This is a genomic window from Pseudoalteromonas aurantia, from assembly GCF_005886875.1.
In the GTDB taxonomy this organism is placed as follows: Bacteria; Pseudomonadota; Gammaproteobacteria; order Enterobacterales; family Alteromonadaceae; genus Pseudoalteromonas; species Pseudoalteromonas aurantia_A.
Map to the genome: position 1 here is coordinate 32,156 of NZ_PNBY01000015.1, position 18,248 is coordinate 50,403.

The 18,248-nt window shown below is 43.0% G+C and carries 10 protein-coding genes; 8 read left to right on the forward strand and 2 right to left on the reverse strand.

What is annotated here, in order from left to right; all coding sequences use genetic code 11:
• Positions 1-89: 89 nt before the first annotated feature.
• Both CWC18_RS03540 and CWC18_RS03545 read left to right on the forward strand, forming a co-directional pair.
• A complete protein-coding gene (locus tag CWC18_RS03540) occupies positions 90-1,748 on the forward strand; it encodes an EAL domain-containing protein (RefSeq protein ID WP_249348276.1) in 1,659 nt (552 codons plus the stop codon).
• 119 nt (positions 1,749-1,867) lie between these two features.
• On the forward strand, positions 1,868-2,281 hold the full coding sequence (locus CWC18_RS03545) for a GNAT family N-acetyltransferase (protein WP_138591469.1): 414 nt from the start codon (positions 1,868-1,870) through the stop codon (positions 2,279-2,281).
• 119 nt (positions 2,282-2,400) lie between these two features.
• Here the strand turns inward: CWC18_RS03545 and CWC18_RS03550 are convergent, their stop codons facing one another.
• Complete coding sequence (locus CWC18_RS03550; RefSeq protein WP_138591468.1) at positions 2,401-4,020, reverse strand: alpha-glucosidase family protein; 1,620 nt, start codon at positions 4,018-4,020, stop codon at positions 2,401-2,403.
• Between the two features lie 657 nt (positions 4,021-4,677).
• Between CWC18_RS03550 and CWC18_RS03555 the strand changes: the two genes are divergently transcribed.
• From CWC18_RS03555 to CWC18_RS03580, 6 genes are all read left to right on the forward strand, one after another.
• Positions 4,678-7,470, forward strand: a complete 2,793-nt coding sequence (locus CWC18_RS03555; RefSeq protein ID WP_138674720.1) for a TonB-dependent receptor — start codon at positions 4,678-4,680, stop codon at positions 7,468-7,470.
• Between the two features lie 103 nt (positions 7,471-7,573).
• Positions 7,574-9,067, forward strand: a complete 1,494-nt coding sequence (locus CWC18_RS03560) for a tryptophan halogenase family protein (RefSeq protein ID WP_138591466.1) — start codon at positions 7,574-7,576, stop codon at positions 9,065-9,067.
• Positions 9,068-9,217: 150 nt separating this feature from the next.
• Positions 9,218-11,092, forward strand: coding sequence for an alpha-amylase family glycosyl hydrolase (locus tag CWC18_RS03565; protein WP_434059911.1), 1,875 nt, complete (start codon positions 9,218-9,220; stop codon positions 11,090-11,092).
• A gap of 2 nt (positions 11,093-11,094) precedes the next feature.
• Positions 11,095-12,588, forward strand: coding sequence for an MFS transporter (locus CWC18_RS03570; protein ID WP_138674721.1), 1,494 nt, complete (start codon positions 11,095-11,097; stop codon positions 12,586-12,588).
• Positions 12,589-12,597: 9 nt separating this feature from the next.
• Complete coding sequence (locus CWC18_RS03575) at positions 12,598-15,042, forward strand: glycoside hydrolase family 15 protein (RefSeq protein ID WP_138674722.1); 2,445 nt, start codon at positions 12,598-12,600, stop codon at positions 15,040-15,042.
• A gap of 255 nt (positions 15,043-15,297) precedes the next feature.
• The gene (locus tag CWC18_RS03580; RefSeq protein ID WP_138674723.1) at positions 15,298-16,947 is read left to right on the forward strand and encodes a tannase/feruloyl esterase family alpha/beta hydrolase; all 1,650 of its coding nucleotides are present in this window, start codon (positions 15,298-15,300) and stop codon (positions 16,945-16,947) included.
• 69 nt (positions 16,948-17,016) lie between these two features.
• Here CWC18_RS03580 and CWC18_RS03585 read toward each other — a convergent pair whose 3' ends face one another.
• Entirely contained in the window at positions 17,017-18,042 is a 1,026-nt protein-coding gene (locus CWC18_RS03585) for a LacI family DNA-binding transcriptional regulator (RefSeq protein WP_138674724.1), read from the reverse strand.
• Positions 18,043-18,248 lie beyond the last annotated feature (206 nt).

The following is an 18,248-nucleotide window of genomic DNA, read 5'->3' on the forward strand; positions in this document are numbered from 1 at the left end:
TGCCTTCATAAATCTGTTTTTAGCGCTGTCCTCTTTTAGGATTGTTAGTCATCTAAATGACTCATTTGTGACTTACACTGACTCAGCTAATGAAAGAGGTCAGCGGAGAAGAAATAGCCATGCCAAAAAAAGGTAAACGTGCATTGAACAAGCAGATCAAAAATATATTTTATGCTTGGTTAGCGTGTAGCTTTGTTTTTGGGGTTATTTCTTCAGTTCTTTACATTCAAAAAAAGCAGTCTTCTAAACAGCACTTACAGCATATAGCGCATAAAATTCAGCTTGAGCTTAACTCACAAATACACCTTGTTGATCAGTTTTTACGTGAGGCAGAGACAATACAGACAGCATGTAACTCGAGTACCTTAAAGCTATTACGACAACAAGTATTTAAAAACCCAGCGGTCAGTGAAATTGGTATTGTTAATTCATCTGGGCTACTGGCGTGTAACTCATTTGGTGCAGTGGTGCCTGCGATTCAAACCACAGAGCCTATCAAGGCGGCTGGGCTAAGGTATCATGGCCCGATAATTAGCGACTATTTAGAAATGTCGGCGTTTGTATTAGCGAGAACACGGACTGATGGATATGAGATTAACGTTTTATTGCCATCTACATGGTTGCGCGGATCACTCAATCTAGCACAGTATTCATATTTGGATTTTGTGGCATTGGTTGACTCGTTAACGGGAGTCCCTATCATTCTAAAGGGGCAGTACAGTTTACCATTAGACACTTCGCTGTTTCCATTGCAGGAAGAGTACAAAGGTTCGGGGTTATTCGATGACGGCCGCAATAAATATATTTTTGCGAAACCACTCACCGCTCTTCCGCAAATTTCGCTTTTAGTGGCGAGTAACAACACGGATTTATTTAAGCTTGATACGCAACTTTTAATAGTCATAACAGTGTTTTATACCCTGTCGTGGTTGATGCTATGTATTCTTCTAAATTATTACGACAAAAGACAAATGGGGCTAAAGTCGCAATTAAGACGCGCTATATCGCAGCATGAGTTATTTAATGTTTATCAGCCACTCATCGACGCGACAACGCGGAATGTTGTGGGTGTTGAAGTGTTGATCCGATGGTTACACCCCGTTGAAGGCGAATTGAACCCTGCGTTGTTTATTCCTGAAGCTGAGCGTAGTGGGGCGATCGTACAGATTTCGATAGCACAAATAAAACAAGCGTTACGGGAACTCGCGCCCATCTTAGTAACAAACCCATTGTTTAAAGTTTCTTTTAATGTAAATGGGCAGCTTCTTAGCAATAGCGGTTATTTAGGTATACTGCATTTAGCCAGTCAAGAGATCCAAAACCTCACCATAGAGCTCACCGAAAGAGATGTGCTTTCACAGTCTGAGGTGAAAAGCATACTTGAAAATATTAAAACATGGGGTGTAGAAGTGGCCATTGATGATTTTGGTACAGGCTACAGTGGCCTGCATTACTTACAAAGCTTTTCCATTGATTTATTGAAAATTGATCAGAGCTTTGTTGCATCAATAGGTTTAGATAACCTCCAGTCGCCAGTTTTAAACGCAATGATTGACATGGCAGGCAATCTCAATAAGAAGTTGATTGCAGAAGGTGTCGAAACTCAAACCCAAGCAAATTACCTGATTGCGCATGGCGTCACTATTCATCAGGGCTGGCTATATGAAAAGGCACAAAAAATCGACTCGCTGTTTGAGTTACTCTCAGATCATAGCCAATTTTCATCAGTTCAACGTCAAGCTGGGTAATGAGCATACCAACTTTGCAGAGTGTCTTCTATTTTGCAATGCGTGAACAACCGGAAATCTGTTTTTATATACAGTTGTTTTGTGTATTCTACCCGCATATAAACATGGGAGAATACACAATGACCTATACGTTTGAAGAAAAACCCCCCTCACCAGACGAGTTTTGCGCGCTTCGCGTTACGGCAGGCTTGTCTGCAAAATCATTAGAAGCAGCAAAAATCGGGTTGCCAAATTCCTTGTATGCTGTCTCTGTGAGAGATGGTTTAGAGCTGATTGGTATGGGCCGAGTGATAGGTGATGGCGCCTGTAACTTTGAAGTGGTTGATATTGCAGTCGACCCGGGCTATCAAGGGCAGGGACTTGGTCGAAAAATTATGAATTACATTGATGATTATCTAGCATCCGTTGCGTTAGAAGGCTCTTACGTTTCAATGATAGCTGATGAGCCTGTCTTTTATGAAAAGTTGGGATATAGATTGGTTTCTCCCGCAAGCCAAGGCATGACGAAAAAATTTAAAGCCGAAAATAGATAAACGTTACGTTAGGCTGGAAGCTTATGTTAAGCCACGATTGAAAAAGGTGCCATTAAGGCACCTTTTTTCTTAAAAAAACCACTGCTATTGTAAAGTCATTGTTTGAATGTAGCTATACACTATACATTCGCGATAAAACAGCCGTGGCTTTCAAGTGTAATACTACCGTCGTCATAGTGACCCACATTGTGGCGTAACTCAGTGTGTTTACTCGGCGCTGTGAGTGTTAACCTGAGTAACTGGGCTTGATCACTGAGGTTAAATACGCACAGAGTGCGCTCGCTTTGATAGCGGCGATAAAATGCCAGTATGGGTTCTTGCGTGTCTATAAATTCAATATTACCAAACAATAAAGTCGGCATTGTTTTTCGCCATGCCATAAAATGGCTAAATAACTGTAAAGTTGAATCGGGCTCTGCGAGCTGTTGTTCAACTGAATAAGCCGCGTGTTCTTGGCAAAGAGGTAGCCAAGGCGTATGTGTGCTAAATCCTGCAAACTCGCCATTGTTACGCCAAGGCATGGGAGTACGACACCCGTCACGGCCTTTAAAGGTAGGCCAAAAGGTAATACCATAAGGGTCTTGTAAATCATCAAATGCAACATCAGCCTCACCAAGGCCAAGCTCTTCTCCTTGATATACACAAATACTGCCGCGCAGTGATGCGAGTAACGCAGACAACATTGCTGCTTGTTTTGGGTCGGTTGTATCATTCAGGCTCCAACGACTCGCAACACGCTCTACATCGTGATTGCTAAAAGCCCAGCAAGGCCAGCCTTGTGTCATTTCTTGCTCAAGCTTGGTGACGGTTTCACGAATGTAGGCTGCGCTGTAGTCATTTGTAAGCAGCTCAAAACTATAGCCCATATGCAACTTGTTCCCACCTGAGGTATACTCTGCCATGGTCTTTAGCGAATCTTCAGAAGAAATTTCTCCTAAGCTAACAGCGCCTGGGTAGCGGTCAAGTAACTGACGAATTTCTTGCATAAATGCTAAATTTTCAGGTTGGGTATTATTATAGTGGTGATACTGGAATGCATATGGGTTATCTTCACTGAACCCGCGGCCTTGGCGTAATTCTTTTGGCTTTGCTGGGTTGTCTCTCAGTTGCGCATCATGATAACAAAAGTTAATGGCATCAAGGCGGAAGCCATCTACCCCTCTTTTTAACCAAAACTCCACATTGTCTAATACCGCTTGTCGTACTTCTGGATTATGAAAGTTCAGATCGGGTTGTTCAGTCAAGAAGTTATGCAAGTAGTACTGGCAACGTCTTGGTTCCCATTGCCACGCTGAACCGCCAAAAATAGACAGCCAATTATTTGGTGCACTGCCATCTGGTTCAGCATCTGCCCATACGTACCAATCTGCTTTATTGTTGTTTTTATCAGTACGACTTTCATTAAACCAGTCATGTTCGTTAGACGTGTGACTGAGTACTTGGTCAATAATGACTTTTATATCACGTTGGTGTGCTTGTGCTATTAAAGTATCAAAGTCGTCCAGGCTCCCAAACATGGGGTCGATATCTCGATAGTCACTAATGTCATAGCCAAAGTCTTTCATGGGAGATTTGAAAAAAGGAGAGATCCAAATTGCGTCTATGCCTAAAGACTGAATGTAATCTAACTTGTTAATGATCCCTTTTAGATCACCAATACCATCACCATTTGTATCTTGAAAACTGCGAGGGTAGATCTGATAAATCACCGCCCCTTGCCACCACGGATGTTGAGCCATGCACTTTCTCCAAATTTGTGCTCGATGCAGCTTACTCACAAGAACTCAGTAAAGGTGATGTAAGTGCAGTGCAATAATGGTTAAAAGCATACGTGATGCGCTAAAAGCTGTAAAAAGGTTGCATACGTATGCAGCAAAAATAGCCATACTTAACCTGTTGCGATCATGGGTTATTGCGCACGATTGTATATTGTCAGTTAAGTTAACCAATTTTTGTAGGCATGGGGTTTAGTAAAGTAAAGGCGCCATAATTAGTAAGGGTTACCTATGTAATTTTGGTAAGACCAATTTACACTTTTGGGTGCTGTGATGTAGGTTAAGTATGTGAAGAACACCTGTTGGACCGTTTATATTAGATTGAAGTTAATTTTTTAGTAAGGAATCGAAAAATTGCTGTAATAATATAATCCCCCATGTATTATTTAATATTTCAATATAATACATGAGCTTAGTGGTTTTTGCTGTGAGTAGGATGTAAATATTTTAAGGTGTAATAGGTGTTGAATACGTATGCATAAAGTTGTTTATGAAATTAAGAGGGCGCTACTATTCATCCTGACAACAAAAGAAGTTAGAGATACGTCTGCTTGTGCCAAACAAGCGCCTATCACGACATATACTCTGGCAATAAAAATTGGGTAATTGGGATAAAACACTATGTCTATGTTCAAACCAAGTATGTTAACACTTGCTCTAATCGGAGCCGGCGTTAGTTCTCATACTGCTTATGCAGCACAAGAAAAGAAAGTCGATTCAGACAAGAAAGTCGAAGTTATCGAAGTTAAAGGCTTTAGAGCAAGCGTGATTGAATCTATCAATACCAAACGCTTTTCTTCTGAAGTTGTTGAATCTATTTCAGCTGAAGACATAGGGAAATTACCTGATTCTTCTATTGCAGAATCAATAGCGCGGTTACCAGGTTTAACAGCACAGCGTCTTGATGGTCGTGCTAGTAAAGTCAGTATTCGCGGCTTTGGTGAAAACGAAAGTGCCACTACATTTAACGGCCGTGAGCAGGTGTCTATTTCAGACAACCGGGGTGTGGAATTTGATTTGTATCCGTCAGAGATCATGAGTGGCGTTACGGTGTACAAAACGCCGAGTGCCAGTTTAGAAGCTGAAGGGATAGCGGGTGTCATTGATATGCAAACAGTCAAGCCATTGAGTGTGGATGACCGTGTTGTGCAAGTGAATGGCCAATATGAGCAAACAAGCTTTGACAAGTTAAACCCTGATGGCAATGATGACGGCTTTCGCGGCACGGTTTCGTATATAGATAAATTTGCTGATGACACCATAGGGGTGGCGGTTGCTCTGTCAACGATGACATCGCCGAACCAAGAAAAACGCTGGAATTCGTGGGGTTACCCAGAGTTTGAAGGTTCTGACGGTAAACAGTATTCAATTTTGGGTGGTGCTAAACCTTTTGTGCGCTCTTCAACGCTTGAACGTGACTCAGCTATGCTGGTATTAGAAGCGTCACCAAATGATCAACTATCTATGGTATTTGATGCACTTTATGTTGATTTTAAAGATGAAAAGATCCTAAGAGGGATTGAAATTCCATTTGCATGGGGGCAAGGCGCTATTGCCGCGTCTAGTGCGACGATCGACTCTGAATCTGGGTTTATCAGCAGTGCAGTCACGCAGGGGCAACGCGTTGTGGTGCGTAATGATTATGAAGATCGCGATGCAGAGCTCACATCATTTGGCTTTAACGCAAATTATAATGTGAGTGAAACGCTCTCAGTTGAATTAGATGTGAGTCATTCCAGTGTCGACAGAAAAGTATGGAGTTTAGAAAGTTACTCAGGGACAGGGCGAGGGGATGCGCGTGGCGTTGCTGATAACTTAGGGTATACGTTTTTAGACAGTAATACTGGGGCACAATTTTCTCACCAGCTAGATTACAGTGATTATAATTTAATTCAAATTGGTGGTCCGCTGTCTTGGGGCTGGAGCTCCGCGCTCAATGAAAAATATGGTGTAGTAGGCACTGATTACGAAAACCAATTGCAAGATGGTTTTATTAATGCCCCAACTATAGATGATGAACTAAATGCAATAAAGCTGGCAGCAAAGCAAGCACTAGAGAATGATTTTGTAGACAGTATTGAGTTTGGTATTTCTCGCCGAGAGCGAGAAAAAACGAAAGTATCAGAAGGGTACTTTATGACATCAGGAGAATTCTCGTATCCGAATAATCCGGGGATGATGATGGTGCCTGAAGAGTATCGTTTAGGTAGCGCAAATCTCGACTTTATCGGTATGGGTAACATGATAGCCTATGATTCAAGGCGCATGGTTGCTGACGGAAAGTTTGATTTGTTAGCCGAAAGTCTCACTAATCCAAGTCATGCCACCAAGTCTTGGTCTGTTGATGAAGAAGTGACTGCTGCATATATTCAAGCGAATATCGATGCTGATATTGCAGGGTTACCGTTAACGGGTAACGCTGGTTTGCGGTATGTAAAAACAAAACAAACGGGTAAAGGCAACGCATTTAATAGTGTTGACGGCAAAGTTGTTACTTCACCAACGATGGTTGAGCACGATTATTCACATGTATTACCAAGTTTAAATTTATCAATTGCGCTTGATGAAACTCAAACGATACGTTTCGGGGTTGCTAAAACGATTTCTCGTCCGCGTTTGGATGAAATGAATGCATCAATAAACGCCACCTATAATCAACGACCTGATGAAAATGGTAACTACTGGGAAGTTAATGGTGGTAATCCAACACTGGAGCCGAAAGAGTCTGTAGGGTTAGATTTAACGTATGAGAATTACTTTAGTGCGGAAGGGTATTTCTCGGTCGCTGTGTTTCAAAAAGACCTGAAACAATGGGTTTTTGATGGTACTTACGAAATTGATATGACAGGCGTCGTTGATCCAATCTCAGGAGAGCTTCCTCCAAATTCAACCGGAAGTGGTTCAGGTAAAGTCAATGGCGGTGGTGGAGATCTTTGGGGCTATGAGGTGGCATTAACACTGCCATTTAACATGTTTCATGACAGCTTAGAGGGTGTTGGCTTGATGGCGAGCCATACCAGTGTTAAATCAGATATTGAAGATCAAAATGGCAATGAATACGACTTACCAGGGTTATCTGATCGCATTCAAAGCTTTACACTATATTATGAAAATAATGGTTTTCAAGCCAGAGCAAGTATGCGCAAACGCAGTGCATTTAAAGGTGATGTTTATGGTCTAGGCTTTGATACTGTGCAAGTGGATATTTTAGGTGAAACCATTTGGGATGCTCAGTTAGGATATGATTTCGCTGAAGGTGGATTTGATCAACTCGCAGGATTATCGATGAGTCTTCAGGTGCAGAATATCACAGAAGAGCCTTTCACAGCATTGTCGGGTGACAATCCGTTACAGGTACGAGATTACCAAGACTACGGCCGCACGTATTTATTGGGTTTTAGCTATAAGTTTTAGTGATTAACCGATGAATCGTTCACACTAACAAAGCCCTTGTTGTATATGCAGCAAGGGCTTTTGTGTTTTTTGCAAGCTCGAGAGTGGATCACAGGAGGCACACATGGCAGAGCAAAGAATAAAAAACCTCACCATTGTTGGCGGAGGCACCGCAGGGTGGTTAACAGCCTCATTGTTTGCCAAAGTCATGGGGAAACAGTTAAATATTACGCTTATTGAATCAGACGATATTGCGACGGTAGGAGTCGGTGAAGCAACGATCCCACCGATTTTACCGTTCAATGGTGCACTGGGTATCGATGAAAAAGCATTTATTAAGGCTACAAGCGCCACGATAAAGTTAGGGATCCAGTTTGAAGGCTGGAGTAAAGACGTACCCAGTTATATGCATGCCTTTGGCACAATCGGTAAAGACTTTCCTTTTTGTGAATTTTACCATCATTGGCTAGCGGCTAAATCACAGGGTGATCAAAGCAACTTTTGGGATTTTTCATTAAATTATCAAGCTGCCAAGCAGCATAAGTTCGCCAAACTGCACACTATTCCTAATACACAGCTCAAAGGCCTTGCTTATGCCTATCATTTTGATGCGCAGCAATATGCGGTATTTTTAAGTCAGCATGCGCAAACCTTGGGGGTAAGACGTATAGCGGGTACGGTAAGTTCAGTGCGTGTGAATGAAGAGAGTGGATTTATTGAGCAACTAGACTTAGCCGACGGCCAACGGGTTTCAGGAAACTTATTTATTGACTGTACCGGCATGCACGGGCTATTAATCGAAAAAGCACTGAATTGTGGTTTTGAAGACTGGTCGCATTGGTTGCCATGTGACAGAGCGATTGCGGTACAAAGCAACCCGTTAAGTGATGATATTGCACCTTTCACACGTTCTATAACACATCCGGCGGGTTGGCGGTGGGAAATTCCATTACAACACCGCATTGGCAATGGCCTTGTGTATTCAAGTAAACACATGAGTGACGAAGCGGCCCAAGCGATCCTCTTAGCCGGTCTATCTGGCGATACATTAGGCAAACCAAAGCATCTACGTTTTCGTACTGGTAGACGGCTTACACCTTGGTGTAAAAATGTCGTGGCTATTGGGCTATCTAGCGGTTTTTTAGAACCTTTAGAGTCAACCAGCATTCACCTTATTCAAACTGCGGCGGTGCGTTTATTAAAGCTATTTCCACAAAATGACATAACACAACAAAGCAGAGATATATTTAATAGAGAAACTCAACAAGAACTTGAACAGATACGTGACTTTGTTATTTTGCATTATAAGCTCAATGACCGTGCCGATAGTGACTTTTGGCGTTTGTGTCACACTATGCCTATTCCAGACAGCCTCAAGCGTAAAATTGCGTTATTCAAAGGAACCGGAGTCATCCATAGCGAGGTAACAGACTTATTTAGTTCAGTTGCTTGGCAGCAGGTGATGCTAGGTCAAGGTGTGAACCCGCAGCAGCAACATCCTTTAGTTGACACGTTAACTGCAGAGCAGCGTGAGGAGTTACTTAGTAGCCTTAGACTCTTAATTGATAAAACGGCATCGGCGTTACCAAAACATGGGGTATTTTTGGCTTCATTATAAAAATGTGCCATTTAAAGTATGTGTTAACAATGAATTAGTCGGCTGAATACGTATGCAGGCGGTTCAGTCCGGTGGGTATGCCAAGGTAGACTGAAATAGATAATTAATAACAATGAAACAATTATGACAACAAGTATGCACGTAAGCGTGATGAAAAGAAGGCGTTTGGTATCTGGCATGATGACGTGTTTACTGCTGGGTGCATGTACTCACTATACATCTGAATTTGAGGAAAAAAAGCAACAGGCGAATACGCATGCTGTTAATGCTACATCACCTTTAGACGGGAAACCTGTTGTGTATCAAGTATTCACCCGTTTATTCGGAAATACGCAAACTGCTAATATTCCTTGGGGCAGCGTCACTCAAAATGGCGTAGGTAAGTTTAAAGACTTCACACCAAAGGCCCTTACAGAGATTAAAAAGCTAGGCGTAACACATATGTGGTATACCGGTGTCTTACACCACGCCATGGTATCTCAAAATAAGTTAACTGAGATGCAAAGTGATGATCCCGATGTGGTAAAAGGCCGTGCGGGTTCGCCGTATGCGATTAAAGACTATTACAATGTAAACCCTGATTTGGCGCTTAATCCACAGCAGCGTTTGAATGAGTTTTCCCAGTTGATCACGCGTACTCATCAAGCTGGTATGAAAGTGATTATCGATATTGTGCCTAACCATGTGGCACGTAATTATCACTCTATCTCACCCCCTGACGGCGTTACAAATTTTGGTGAAGGAGATAATGTCGCTGTTGAATACGCACGAGACAATAACTTTTATTATGTGACAGACAAAGCCTTCTCGGTGCCAAAAAGTGATAATTATCAGCCCTTAGGCGGGCAACCTCATTATTTATCAGATGGCAATTTTTCTGAATTTCCAGCGAAATGGACGGGCAATGGCGCTCGTGCAGCGCAGCCGAGCATTGATGATTGGTATGAAACTGTAAAAGTAAACTATGGCGTTAAACCCGATGGCAGTTATGACTTTCCAAGGCTCCCCGCAAATTTTGCAGATAAAGAGGTTAGCGAGCACTATGCTTTTTGGCAGCAGCAGAATTTACCCAATAGTTGGTATAAATTTAGAGAAATTGTTTATTTTTGGTTAGATAAAGGGGTTGATGGGTTTCGCTACGATATGGCAGAAATGGTGCCAGTTGAATTCTGGAGTTTTTTAAATTCCTCAATCAAGACCAAAAACTCCCATGCCTTTTTGTTAGCTGAGGTATATAACCCAAGTTTATACCGACCTTATATTCACCAAGGTAAAATGGATTATCTGTATGATAAAGTAGGTTTTTATGACAGTTTAAAGGCGCTGATGCAACAAACTGGCAGTGCAAAACAAGTGATGTCTGCACATCGCAGCGTACAAGATATCGCCCCTCATATGCTGCATTTTTTAGAAAACCACGACGAGCAGCGCATAGCGAGTCCTGAATTTGTGGGTGATGCGCGAATGGGAAAACCGGCGATGGTCGTGTCACATTTAATCAGCCAATCGCCCAGTATGCTGTACTTTGGTCAAACTGTTGGTGAAGATGGTTCAGAAAACGCTGGTTTTGGCCAACCGAGTAGAACCAGTATTTTTGATTATATCGGTGTTCCCGCACACCAAGCGTGGATGAATCATGGTGCCTTTGATGGCGGACTATTATCGCAAGAGCAGCGCTCATTACGCGCATTTTATGAAACGCTTATGCCATTAAACAATGCTCCCGCGGTTGCTTATGGACAGCTTACTGAACTTAAATTACATAGTGCTTCAGAACCTGCAAAGCAGCGTATAATCGCTTTTACTAGAGAGCATACTCAGCAGCAATTGCTGGTGGTGAGTAACTTTGATGCAAAGCAAAGTCATACAGTGACTCTGAAACTCCCAAAAAGCTGGCACAGTCATTCAGGCGTTACCGTCACAGATTTGCTTCATACCAGAGCTAATCATCAGATAGATGCCTCAGGGTCTATCACCTTAACGCTAGCCCCGCGTGAAAGCGTGGTTTATCAAAAAGAGAAGTAGCCATGCAACAACAAAAACCCAATTTAAGCTTTTGGCAGATCTGGAATATGTGTTTTGGATTTTTAGGGATCCAATTTGGTTTTGCACTGCAAAACGGCAATGTGAGCCGTATTTTTCAAACGCTCGGTGCCTCGGTGGATGATATTCCGATCCTATGGGTTGCGGCACCTCTCACTGGTTTAATTGTACAGCCCATCATCGGCTATTGGAGTGATAAAACATGGGGCAAGCTTGGTCGACGTAGGCCGTTCTTTTTATATGGCGCACTCTTTACCACATTGTGCTTATTTATAATGCCAAACTCACCGACGCTTTGGATTGCTGCGGGGGTGTTATGGATCATGGATGCGTCCATTAATGTCACCATGGAACCGTTTCGTGCTTTAGTAGGCGATAATCTTAATGAAAAACAACGTGCTACAGGGTACTCAATGCAAAGCTTTTTCATTGGGGTTGGGGCGGTTGTGGCTTCTGCACTACCTTGGATGATGACAAATTGGTTTGATGTTAGTAATACCGCTGCGGCGGGAGAAATACCTGAGTCAGTAAAATATGCGTTCTATTTTGGGGGAGGTATTTTATTTATTGCAGTGATGTGGACCATTCTCAAAACCAAAGAATATAGCCCACACGAACTTGCGCAGTTTGATAATGCACATGCAGCCGATTTAAGAGAGCGTGCGCCATTAAAAACGATTAACTTTGCTAAAGGCGCGCTCATTTTTGGCATCATCGGCGGTAGCCTGCTTGGGTGTGTTATGACTTTTACACTAGAAAAAGAACTCTATTTGTTGGCTGGGTTGCTATTGAGCTTTGCGGTTGTGCAGCTTGTGGCGGGCGTATTGCAAAATAATCAGCAGGTTACGGGTGGATTTTACGAAGTCATTTATGATGTATTTACCATGCCAAATACCATGCGCCAATTGGCCGTTGTACAGTTTTTTAGTTGGTTTTCACTGTTTGCGATGTGGATTTACACCACATCAGCCGTGACGAGCTTTCACTATGGTACAACCGATCCAACCAGCCAAGCATACAACAATGGCGCTGATTGGGTGGGGATATTGTTTGCTGCTTATAATGGTTTTGCAGCCTTAGCAGCGATATGCATTCCGGTTATGGTTAAGCGCATTGGTTTAAAAGGCGCTCATGGGCTTAACTTGGTCTTGGGTGCAATTGCACTAATTAGCTTTTTATTTATTACAGATCCTGCTTTGTTATGGCTGCCTATGGTGGGTATTGGCTTTGCTTGGGCATCTATTTTATCGCTTCCATATGCCATGTTAAGTAATTCAATCCCGAGTCATAAAATGGGCGTGTTTATGGGCATATTTAACTTTTTTATTGTAATACCCCAGCTACTTGCAGCCAGCATTTTAGGGCTGATTTTACGCCATTTATTTGAGAACCAACCAATTTATGCATTAGTGATTGGTGGTGTGTCATTCTTATTGGCTGCTGTATCTGTGCTGCGTATAAAAACAACAACTGCTTAGAGGAATATCATGAAACACTTTAGTAAGCGTCTGATTGCTAGTATGACAGGCACCGTATTGGCTGCGTCGCTGGCAGGTTGTCAACATGCCGATATGCAAAATAAGACAGACACTATCGCGCCCGGTGCACCAGGTGATTCCCCCTATTGGGCCTTTGCAGGAAAAACCGGCATTGGCACCTCTTATGAAGCTTATTTAGAGGGTAAGTATCGCGACGACGCGAGCACAAAAGACGTATCAAAAGTGTGGTTCTCTATCGCGCAGGGGATGATCACTGAAACCATGTTTGGTTTAATTCATCAAGCACAACTAAAAGACATGCAATTTATTGTGGCAGGAGTGGATAGCTCAGGTGTTGGGTTTACCGTACAAGAAAGTAATGTTGAAGAACTCGATGTCTCTGTAGATTATCTTCATAAAGACGCGCAGGGTAGGCCATTGTCATTGGCTTATAAAATTACCAGTAAAGACAAGCAAGGGCGTTTTAGTCTCGAAAAGCACGTATTTACCGACCCTGACGGGCAAAGTTTGTTTGTGCGCGCTGTTGTTAAATCAAATGTGCCGACCTTAAATACGTATGTGTCTGCTAATCCGTACATCAATAACAATGGTGTAGGAGACAGTGCCAAAGTGACCGAGCAAGGGTTAGTGGCGTTTGAAGGTGATAACTATTTAACCCTGCAAGCCAACAATGGCTTCAGTGCGGCATCGGTTGGTTTTACGGGGCAAAGTGATAACTTAGTGGCACTGCAACAGCAGCAAAAAATAGCACAAAAGTATACATCGACAGGCACAAGTAATGGCAATGTGAGCTTGCTAGCTGAGTTAGGTAAGGTAGAAAAGTCAGCCACTTTTGACGTAGTGTTGAGCTTTGCTGATACACAAACCACCAGTGCAGCGCAGGCGAAGCAGACGTTATCAAGAGGATATCAAGCGGTTTTAGATGCCTACAATGGCAAAGGCGAAGCCATTGGTTGGGAAGATTATATCGCTTCACTTGCGCCCATTGAGCAGCTATCTGAACACAGTGCCGACAGCGGTAAGTTATTATTTACCAGTGCCTTGGTGTTAAAAGCACAAGAAGATAAAACCCATGCAGGTGCCCTTATTGCTTCGTTATCGAATCCATGGGGCGATACCGTACCTGCGATTAAAGGTCATACTGGTTATAAAGCGGTATGGGTAAGGGACTTTTACCAAGTTGCCATGGCATTTATGGCCATGGGCGATACAGCTACGGCTAAAACCGCATTTGAATATTTAGAAAAAGTGCAGGTGAGTAAGCAAACACCGGGCAACCAAGGTGACACAGGGTGGTTTTTACAAAAAACGCATGTAGATGGCGTACTTGAGTGGGTTGGCGTACAGCTTGACCAAACCGCGATGCCGATTATGCTCGCGTGGAAGCTGCATCAAGCGAAGGTGCTGAGCGATCAAGAGTTACAGTATTGGTATAAAAAAATGCTGAAACCGGCGGCTGAATTCTTAGTTGATGGTGGTAAAGCAAAAATACTATGGAATGACACGCAGATCACGCCGCCGGCTACACAGCAAGAGCGTTGGGAAGAGCAAAACGGTTATTCTCCTTCGACTACCGCAGCGGTTATTTCAGGTTTAGTGACTGCTGCGGATATCGCCAAGCACAGCGGTGATAGTGTCGCAGCAAAGCGCTATTTAGAGACTGCAAAAAAATACGACATGCAAGTTGAGGCGCTCATGTTCACCCGTGACGGTGTATTAGCTGAGCAAGCTGGCAGCCAAGTGAGCGATGGGCAGTACTTCTTCCGTATTGGGCAAGATTCAAACCCCAGTAGTAACAGCACAGTAAACAGCAATAACGGCCGAGTGGGCATGAATAAAAAAGCCATTATTGATGGCGGATTTTTAGAGTTAGTTCGTTATGGTGTGCGTGGCGCAGATGCCCCGAGTATCATAGCAACACTGCCTGAATATGATGATGAAACCATGACCGATGAGCTGAGAGTAAAATACAGTTTTACCTTTGAAGGTGAGTCGGGCACTTATCCAGGCTATCGTCGCTATGGTAATGATGGCTACGGCGAAGATAAAGTCAGCGGTACAAACTATGCGGAAGGCGGCAAAAACAGCGCCGGACAACGCGGTCGAGTTTGGCCATTCTTTACAGGTGAACGTGGTCACTATGATATTGCGCGAGCAGCGCAAAATAATACTTTGAACGCTAAAACAGCCGATAAAATCAAGCACACGTATGTCAAAGGCATGGAGCTATTTGCCAATGAAGGCATGATGCTGCCAGAACAAGTTTGGGACAATGTAGGGGTTAACCCACACGGTTATAAATTTGGTGAAGGCACTAACTCTGCTACGCCATTAGCGTGGACACATGCTGAATACATCAAGTTAGTACGCTCGTTGGCAGATAAACAAGTATGGGATCATTATCCTGTGGTTGAGAAAGAGTTAAGTCACTAGAATATAGAAGTAATAGGCCCCTATTTAGGGGCTTTTTTATATGGCTAAGTGTTTACTTTTGGGACGGGTGAAAAAGGCTAAGGACCCGTGGAATTGATAAATGAATGGGATTCCGTATCCGTGGCGATTCACTCTAAGTTACCCATTCTTATTTCTTACTATAACCCATTAAAGTAAACTTTTTCATTATCGTCATATCACTATAACTGAGTTATCGGTTATGACTTTTCCCATATTTAAAGGAGATAAAGGGATATGATGAATTCGTTACATAAAGGTGTGTATAGCTTTATGTCTGTAGCGGTTTTGGCAGCATTAGCTTACACCCCATTTTCACAGGCTGCTTCTGGCGTTAACCAAGCTGAAATACGCGCATGTGCCGCTTTACAATTTGCTGATTTTTCTAAACTAGAAGAAGGGGAAGCGGCGGCAAATGTGATTAAGGCACGGTTTGTACAAAACCATACAATGAGTGATGAAGAAGCTGATTGGGCGTATAAATATAGCCGCTTAATGGGGGCGCCAGTCGACAAATCGATAAAAGACTTACCCAGCCATTGTCTAGTTGAGGGCTATGTATCGCCCACAATTCGTTTTCAGTTGAGGCTACCCGCAAGGGCGCTATGGAACCAAAAATACCTGCTGAATGCATGTATGGGGTTTTGTGGTGAGGTAAGCCCTTACCCGACCATGGCGGGCATTCTTCGAGAATATGCGACGATGAGTCATGATGGGGGTCATACTGCTTATGGGTTTGATGGAAAATGGGCAAGGAACAATGAACAGCTGAAAGTTGATTTTGCGTATCGTGCTAACCATGTTGTGGCGGTGGTTGCCAAAGACATTATGGAAAAGTATTGCCACACTAAGGCGCAATACTCGTTTATTACTGGGTGCTCAAAAGGTGGGCATGCGGGGTTGATGGCGGCTAAGCGATACCCGAACGACTTTGATGGGGTAATTGCACGAGGCCCAACGATTAACTATACCGACGTCAACTTAGTGAATTGTATGGATAACGCCAAAGCCATTTTAGACCACAATGACCAACCCATTTTAAATCCGCTTGATGTGGCGATGATTTCAGAAGAGGTGATGCGTGAATGTGATGGTACAGATGGCATTATTGATGGCGTGATTGGCGATCCGCGTGTTTGTGCGTTCAAGCCTACTTCATTGCAGTGTGAAGCTGGCAAAACACAGGGGTGTTTATCTGAAGGCAAAGTCGCCGCTGTTGAAGCATTATATGCGGCTTCGTTGAACAGTCAGGGTGATGTAATTTATGGCGGGCTACCTTATGGCTCAGAGGCTGAGTGGGTGGGGTGGGTAGCGCCGCAAATATCGGCGCTTAAACCGTTCCACTATTATGCTGCGACAGAGTATTTGAAGTATATTGCTTACCCTAAAGCGCTCGATATAAATTATGATTGGCGTGATTTCTCTTATGAAAATGAGCAGGATAATTTGGCTGAAGTGAGTCAGTTTATGAATGCAGATGACCCTGATTTACGTGCATTTAAACAAGCTGGCGGAAAAATGCTGATCTTACACGGTTGGTCTGATGCCGCAATTCCTGCTTACGCGACCATTGATTGGTATGAGAAAGTCGAAGAGTTCATGGCGCAGAATAAAGAAAATGTAAGAGATTTTGCTCGACTCTTTTTATTGCCAGGGGTTGTGCACTGTGGAATTGAAGGACCCGGGCCGAGCACGTTTGATGCGTTGGCCGCACTAGAAAACTGGGTTGTCGGGGGAGTGACGCCAGACAGTTTACTTACCAAAAAGGAAGATCAAACTGGTACGGTTATTCGTACTCGACCTGTTTTTCCTTATCCGCTTACCGTGAAATATGATGGTAAAGGAGATATTAATAAAGCCAGCAGTTTTTATGCGGATGATGATTAATTTATATGTGCCAAAACCTATGTGTTATTGAGACATAATGACTCGTGCTGATTGAACAAGGTCAGCACTTTAATCGGATGACCCTCTCACAATCAATGACGGGGGAAGCAAGGTAGATTCTACAGGCTCATTTTTAATTAATGAGAGTAGGTTTTTAACTAACATTTGCCCAGCTAACGTGGTGTTTTGTTGCACTGTGGTGAGTGTGGGTGACACATAACTGGCGGCAGGAATATCGTCAAAGCCGACAACATGAACATTTTCCGGCACGTTAATACCCGCTTCTAATAATGCACGAATTGCCCCAATGGCAATTAAATCACTGGCTGCAAATAATGCGTCAAACGAGATGTTATTGGCAATGAGAGATTTTGTGGCGTGGTACCCAGAGTCTTCAGTTGAAATTGCATTGGCTATTTTTCTGTCATTAAGGGTCACACCTCGCGCTTCAAAAGCGTCTTTAAATCCTTTATAACGCGCAAAAAATTCAGGGCTATGATTGGATGCGTCGCCTATAAATGCGCAGTCTGTGCGATTTAAGGCAAAAAGGTGCTCTGCGGCGAGTTGTCCGCCACCGTAATTATCGCAGCTAACGGTGAGATCGGGGTGGTTATCTACTGTGGCACCCCAGCAGACAAACTTAGTGTCTTGGTCAAGTAGCTCTTGTAATCGGGCTTGGTAATCTAAATAATCACCATAGCCTAATAAAATGATACCATCAGCTCGATGGCTGTCTTCGTAATCTGCACGCCAATCTGAACTACTTGATTGAAAAGAAACCAATAAATCATAGCCTTCTTTTGCACAGGCGCGGGTAATGCTCCCGAGCATACTTAAAAAGAAGGGGTTTATTTGTGACTCGTCTGTGGTTGGGTCTTCAAACAGTAATAATGCCAAGGTGCTACTTTGTTGGGTGCGTAAATTACTGGCATTTTTGTCTACTTTATAATTGAGTTGCTCAGCAATTTCATGCACGCGACGTTTTGTTTCATCATTAACTAATGGACTATTTCGTAAGGCCCGCGAAACGGTTGATTGTGATACACCTGCATAATGTGCAATATCAAAAGAAGTAGCTTTGGCTTTGTTTTTCATTCTGGGTCTCAAATCAACGTAACTCAGACATTGTCGGGGATTACATAAATATTTCAACCAATTTCGTTATTCTACTAAATTTTTATTGATGATCTGTGACACCGGTGTCATAATGTCACCGTTTTATCATTTTGTTGTCAAAACGTATTCGCTGTCCACATGAGTGTGGGCAGCATTTTTTTACGCCGGTTAACGTGCAAAATTAA